This is a genomic window from Acetobacter sp. (assembly GCF_047723915.1).
Classification (GTDB): domain Bacteria; phylum Pseudomonadota; class Alphaproteobacteria; order Acetobacterales; family Acetobacteraceae; genus Acetobacter.
In genome coordinates this window covers 1-6,254 of sequence record NZ_JBDOBQ010000011.1, presented here as the reverse complement: position 1 = coordinate 6,254, position 6,254 = coordinate 1, and the positions used below count along the sequence as shown (strand labels likewise).

Below are 6,254 nucleotides of genomic sequence, written 5' to 3'. Positions count from 1 at the left end.
ACGCCTCCACGCCTCCACGCCTCCACGCCTCCACGCCTCCACGCCTCCACGCCTCCACGCCTCTGTCGCGTTTGCGGGGCTGGCTGCGGCGCGGGGCAGGCTCTGCCCTTCCCGGTTCGAGACTTTTGCATCGCCCCGGGCGTGTCGGGTGCGTTCAAGGCTTTCATAACCTTCACGGGGGCGGTATGTCTTGGCGCGCGACAGATGGGCGCGCGACAGACAGGGTACGCAGCAGGGCGCGGAGCAGACAATGACAGATACAGCCGAAGGTCATATCGAGGAGACCAAACTGGCGGATGCGCTGAGCGAGCGTTATCTGGCCTATGCCCTGTCCACGATCATGTCCCGCTCCCTGCCCGACGTGCGCGACGGTCTCAAGCCCGTACACCGGCGGCTGGTCTACGCCATGCATCAGCTCAAGCTGGACCCGGCTTCGGGCTTCAAGAAATGCGCGCGTGTCGTGGGTGATGTCATCGGTAAGTTCCACCCCCATGGCGATGCATCGGTCTATGAGGCGCTGGTGCGTCTGGCGCAGGACTTCGCGGCCCGCTACCCGCTGGTGGAAGGTCAGGGCAATTTCGGCTCCATCGACGGCGATAACGCCGCCGCCATGCGGTATACCGAAGCCCGGCTGACGGATGTGGCGGTCGCTCTGCTTGACGGGATCGAGGATGACGCGGTCGATTTCCGCCCCACTTATGACGGGGAGGAACACGAACCCGTCGTGCTGCCGGCGGCGTTCCCCAACCTTCTGGCCAATGGGGCGGCGGGTATCGCGGTGGGCATGGCCACCAGCATTCCCCCCCATAACGCGGCCGAGGTCTGTGCCGCGGCGGCATTGCTGGTGCGCAGGCCCGGGGCCGAGACAAAAGACCTGCTCGCCCTCATGCCCGGCCCGGATTTTCCGACCGGCGGGCTGATCATGGAAGATGCCGCCGCCATCCTGCAGGCTTACGAGACCGGGCGCGGCGGTTTTCGCATGCGTGCGCGCTGGAGCGTGGAGCAGGGGCGTTTTGGCACATGGCACATCGTGGTGTCGGAAATTCCCTATCAGGTCCAGAAATCCCGGCTGATCGAACAGGTGGCGGACCTGCTGGAACAGAAAAAACTGCCGCTGCTGGGCGATATCCGCGACGAAAGCACGGACGAGATCCGGCTCGTGCTCGAACCCAAGTCGCGCGGGATCGAACCCGAAGTGCTGATGGAAACCCTGTTCCGCGCCACCCCGCTTGAAAGCCGTTTCGCGCTGAACATGAATGTTCTGGGCGCTGACCGCGCCCCCGGCGTCATGGGGCTGAAACAGGTGCTGCGTGCCTGGCTTGACCACCGGCACGAGGTGCTGGAACGGCGCAGCCGCCACCGGCTTGCCGCCGTTGAACGCAGGCTGGAAATTCTGGCCGGTTTTCTGGTGGTGTATCTTAATCTGGACGAGGTGATCCGCATCATCCGTGAAGAGGACGACGCCAAGGCCAGCCTGATCGCCACGTTCAGCCTGACGGACATGCAGGCGGAATCGGTGCTGAACATGCGCCTGCGCAGCCTGCGCAGACTTGAGGAAATGGAAATCCGCCGCGAGCATGACGCTCTCTGTACCGAAAAGGCGGCCCTGCTGGCCCTGCTGGGGGATGAGGCGCTGCGCTGGAAGCAGATCGGCACCGAGCTTGACCGCATGGCCAAGGCCTTCGCCAAGGGGCGCACAGGCCCACGACGCAGCACGATCCTGTCAGCACCCAAGGCGGTGGATATCTCTGTGGTGGAGACGGTCGAACGTGAACCGCTGACCTTCATCCTGTCCCAGAACGGCTGGGTGCGGGCGATCAAGGGGCATAATGTCGACCTTGAAAACCAGAAGTTCAAGGAAGGCGATGCCCTCAAGCTGGCGCTGCCGTGCCAGAGCACCGACCGGCTATGCTTTTTTGCCACCGATGGCCGGGCCTTTACCGTCAAGGGGGCGGACCTGCCACGCGGCCGGGGCGACGGCCAGCCCGTACGCCTGATGGTCGACCTGCCCAATAACGAGGATCTGGTGGCGGTTTTCGTGCTGAACGACGGGGGCAGGCGACTTGTGGCCTCCAGTGCAGGGCGCGGCATGCTGGTCGAGAACGAAGCCCTGGTGGCCGAAAAGCGCTCCGGGCGGCAGGTGCTCAACCTCAAGGATGGCGAATCCGCGCAGGTTTGCGTGCCAGCGGACGGAGACCAGGTGGCCGTGCTGGGCGATAACCGCAAGCTGCTCGTTTTCCCGCTGGATCAGTTGCCTGTCATGGCGCGCGGCCTTGGCGTCGCGTTGCAGAAATATACCGATGGCGGGCTGAAACAGGTGGTGGTGTTCACGCAGGAGCAGGGGCTGACATGGCCCGGCAGCGTACGCCCCCGGGCCTTTGCCGACCTTAAGGAATGGCAGGGCAAGCGCGCCGCGACCGGCAAGGCTGCCCCCCCCTGGGCAACCCGCAAGGGCTGAAACACCCGCGCGGCTGTGGTTCTGTGGCGGCCAGCAGGGCTCAGAACAGCGGGGCCGCGGGGAACAGGTCTGTCCGGCCGGTAAAAACCGGCTTGTCGGGGTCGAGCCTCTGCCATGTGTCGTCGCGAAGGATTTCGGCCGGGTGGTAGCGGCTTTTATAAGCCATTTTCGGGCTGCCGGGCACCCAGTAGCCCAGATACAGGTATGGCTGGTTGAGCAGATAGGTCTGCCGGATCAGGAACAGCACGGCGTAGCTGCCCAGTGAACGCTGGGGCAGATCGGGGTTATAAAAGCTGTATACGGCCGAAAGCCCGTCTTCCAGCACATCGGTCAGGCTGACGGCCACAAGCGTTCCCGCCGGGTCGCGGAATTCGATCACCCGCGTATCCACCGGTGTTTCTTCCACCATGGCAATATAGTCGCGGTGGCTCATGCTTGCCATGTCGCCATCGGCATGGCGACGCGACAGATAACGGTGGAACAGATCGTACTGCTCCAGGGTGGCGGTCGGGGGTAGCAGTGTTGCGTTCAGGTCCGCGTTGCGCCTGCACGTACGCCGCTGCGTGCGGTCCGGGGTGAAGTCGGCCACAGGCAGGCGGATGGGAATGCACGCCGAACAGCCCGCGCATAGCGGAGCGTAGGCCAGCGTGTGACTGCGCCGGAACCCCGCGCGGGACAGGCGGCTGTGCAGGGTGTCGGCATCGGGCACGGCCAGATCGGCCAGCACCTTGCGTTCCATCCGCTCAGGAAGATAGGGGCACTGCTGCGGCGCCGAGGTATAAAAGAACTGTGGCCCACGCAGCGAGGTTTTCATGGTTCCGTGCCAGAAGAACAGAAGGGACCGGCATTGAGCCGGTCCGTGGCCAGCTAGCGGCCGAAGGTTGCCCGAATGGTCTGGGCGGCCTCGATGGCGAAATAGGTCAGCACGCCATGAGCCCCCGCGCGGCGGAACGCCAGAAGGCTTTCCATGATGGCGCGTTCGCGGTCCAGCCAGCCATTGTTGATGGCGGCCATCAGCATAGCGTATTCGCCCGAGACTTGGTAGGCGAATGTCGGTACGCTGAACGTGTCCCGCACGCGGCGGATAATATCCAGATACGGCATGCCGGGTTTGACCATGACCATATCCGCCCCTTCCGCGATATCCATCTCCACTTCGCGCAGGGCTTCGTCGCTGTTGGCGGGGTCCATCTGGTAGGTTTTCTTGTCCCCGCTCAGCAGGCTGCCAGATCCCAGCGCGTCGCGGAACGGGCCATAGAAGGCAGAGGCATATTTGGCCGCGTAGGACATGATACGGGTATTGATCAGCCCGTTGGCATCCAGCGTCTGACGGATGGAACCAATGCGCCCGTCCATCATGTCCGAGGGGGCAATGATATCGACACCGGCGATCGCCTGGTTGAGTGCCTGCTGCGCCAGGACCGTGACCGAGCTTTCGTTGACGACGTAGCCGTTCTCGATCAGCCCGTCATGGCCGTGGCTGGTATAGGGGTCCAGGGCCACGTCACCCACCAGGGCTACGTCGGGGAATTCCTTTTTCAGAAGCCGTGCGGCCCGGCACATCAGGTTGTCGGGGTTTGTGGCCTCGGTTCCCTTTTCGTCACGGATTTCGGACGGGGTGACGGGAAAAAGCGCTACGGCGGGAATACCAAGCTTTGCGGCGGGTTCCACATGGCTGGCCAGCCGGTCCAGGGTTACGCGCTGCGCACCGGGCATAGAGGCCACGTCCGTCGTGGTGTTCGTGCCTTCCATGAAAAAAATCGGCCAGATCAGGTTGTTGATACCCAGCGCGTTTTCCGCCACCAGACGGCGGGTCGCGTCGTCAAAACGGTTGCGGCGCGGGCGGGCCAGAGGGAAGCGACCTGCCGTCATGGGCGGGATCTCCTGCAAGTTGCACGGCCCGTGTCGTGGCGTCTGGTCAGGCGGCGCGGCGTTACGGGCAGGGCAGGGTGAATGTTGGGCGCGAGTATGCGCGCCTGACCGGCTTATGCAAGGTCGCGCGCGTCTGCCCAGAACTGCGCGGGCGGCCCTTGGCGGGTCTGTCGTGGCCAGCCCCCGCAGCCGATCGTGCGGGCGGGGCGGGCCACGGGCTGTATCAGGACTGGGCCAGTTTGCTGTGTTTGCGGCCGTAAAGCATGTAGATCAGCATGCCCAGGGCCAGCCAGCCGATCAGGCGCAGCCAGGTCAGGTGGTCGAGAAAGATCATGACCGATCCGCAGGACAGAATACCCAGCACCGGCACGATGTCTCCCCCCGGTACCCGGAAGGCGCGCGGTGCGTCAGGGGCCTTGCGGCGCAGCACGATCACGCCCGCGCAGACCAGCACAAAGGCCAGCAGCGTGCCGATGGACGCCATATGCCCCAGGTCGGAGATGGGCAGAAACGCGCTGAGCAGGCTGGTCAGCACCATGAAGAACAGGTTGGACAGCCATGGTGTCTGGAACCGTGGATGCGTGGTGCTGAACACGGGGGGCAGAAGCCCGTCCCGTGACATGGCGAAAAACACGCGGCTCTGCCCCAGCAGCACACCCAGCAATACAGAGGTAAAACCGCAGATAATGCCGATTTTAACCGCCACCTGGAGCCAGTGATAAGGCGTATGGTTGATGGCGGTGGCCACGGGTGCCGCATCGCCGATCATGTCGCGGTAATTGACCAGCCCGGTCATGACGAAGGAAAACGCGACATAGGCCAGCGTGCACACCAGCAGGCTGCCAAGCAGGCCGATCGGCATGTCGCGTGCGGGGTTTTTGGTTTCCTGCGCGGTGGTGGAGACAGCGTCGAACCCGACATAGGCGAAAAAGATCGTGCCCGCCGCGCGCATGACACCCGAGATGCCGAAATGGCCGAACGTGCCCTCGTTGGGGGGGATGAACGGATGGTAGTTGGCGGGGTTGATATACCCCAGCCCGAAACCGATAAATGCCAGAATGACCAGCAGCTTGATCGTGACGATTACGATGCTGACTATGGCGGACTGGGAAATGCCACGGATCAGTACCCAGGATATGGCACAGATCACGACCATGGCGGGCAGGTTGGCCAGCCCGTGGGTCATGGACCCGTCGGCCAGTTGCACACTCTCGAACGGTGAGGCGGTCAGCCTTGGTGGCAGAACGATCCCCCATGTCCCTAAAAGCGATGCGACATAGCGCGACCAGCTTACCGCGACAGTCGCGGCCCCGACCGCGTATTCCAGCACCAGATCCCAGCCGATGATCCAGGCCATCAGTTCACCCAGGGTGACATAGGCGTAGGTATACGCGCTGCCCGCGATGGGGATCATGCTGGCCAGCTCGCTGTAGCAGAGCCCCGCGAATCCGCAGGCGATCCCCGCAATGATAAAGGACAGGACAACGGCGGGCCCCGCATTTTCCGCCGCGGCAATGCCGGTCAGCGAGAAAAGGCCCGCCCCGATGGTGGTGCCGACCCCGAGCGCGATCAGGCTGCCCGGCCCCAGTACGCGTTTCAGCCCCTGCGCTGTCTGAAGCTTGTCCAGCGGCAGGCAACGCGTAAAGGCCGAGACTGCCGAGGGGGCAGGGTTTTTCTCCATGTATTTTTTCTCCTGTCAGCGTCGCCCGGAAAGCTGTAAGACACCATCCAACGGTCCTGCTTGCTATACAGCAGGCTGCCGGCACGTCCAGCAAGATGTGCTAAACCCGGAACGAAATGAACGCCTGCCGAGGCCCGGCATGGGAGTGACGACCCGCAGGCCCGACTTTGAGGAAACACCTGAATGAGCCACACCGATCTGGAGCTTTTTTTTCGCGCGCCTGTTTCCCAGACGGACCCGGAA

The 6,254-nt window shown here is 63.6% G+C and carries 4 protein-coding genes; 1 reads left to right on the top strand and 3 read right to left on the bottom strand.

Annotated features, from left to right (window positions below; translation table 11 throughout):
- The first annotated feature begins 250 nt into the window (after window positions 1–250).
- A complete protein-coding gene (gene parC, locus ABF990_RS07835) occupies window positions 251–2,458 on the top strand; it encodes a DNA topoisomerase IV subunit A (RefSeq protein WP_415491018.1) in 2,208 nt (735 codons plus the stop codon).
- A 40-nt stretch (window positions 2,459–2,498) separates the two neighbouring features.
- Here the strand turns inward: parC and ABF990_RS07830 are convergent, their stop codons facing one another.
- The 3 genes from ABF990_RS07830 to ABF990_RS07820 form a co-directional block, all read right to left on the bottom strand.
- A complete protein-coding gene (locus tag ABF990_RS07830; protein ID WP_415491019.1) occupies window positions 2,499–3,272 on the bottom strand; it encodes an arginyltransferase in 774 nt (257 codons plus the stop codon).
- A 53-nt stretch (window positions 3,273–3,325) separates the two neighbouring features.
- Complete coding sequence (gene hemB / locus ABF990_RS07825) at window positions 3,326–4,330, bottom strand: porphobilinogen synthase (protein ID WP_415491020.1); 1,005 nt, start codon at window positions 4,328–4,330, stop codon at window positions 3,326–3,328.
- A gap of 223 nt (window positions 4,331–4,553) precedes the next feature.
- A complete protein-coding gene (locus ABF990_RS07820; protein ID WP_415491021.1) occupies window positions 4,554–6,011 on the bottom strand; it encodes an amino acid permease in 1,458 nt (485 codons plus the stop codon).
- Window positions 6,012–6,254 lie beyond the last annotated feature (243 nt).

Bases quoted from the DNA above. Each gene is read 5' to 3' on its own strand.
- ABF990_RS07830 (WP_415491019.1), bottom strand. From the start codon at position 3,272: ATGAAAACCTCGCTGCGTGGGCCACAGTTCTTTTATACCTCGGCGCCG.
- ABF990_RS07820 (WP_415491021.1), bottom strand. From the start codon at position 6,011: ATGGAGAAAAACCCTGCCCCCTCGGCAGTCTCGGCCTTTACGCGTTGC.
- parC (WP_415491018.1), top strand. From the start codon at position 251: ATGACAGATACAGCCGAAGGTCATATCGAGGAGACCAAACTGGCGGAT.
- hemB (WP_415491020.1), bottom strand. From the start codon at position 4,330: ATGACGGCAGGTCGCTTCCCTCTGGCCCGCCCGCGCCGCAACCGTTTT.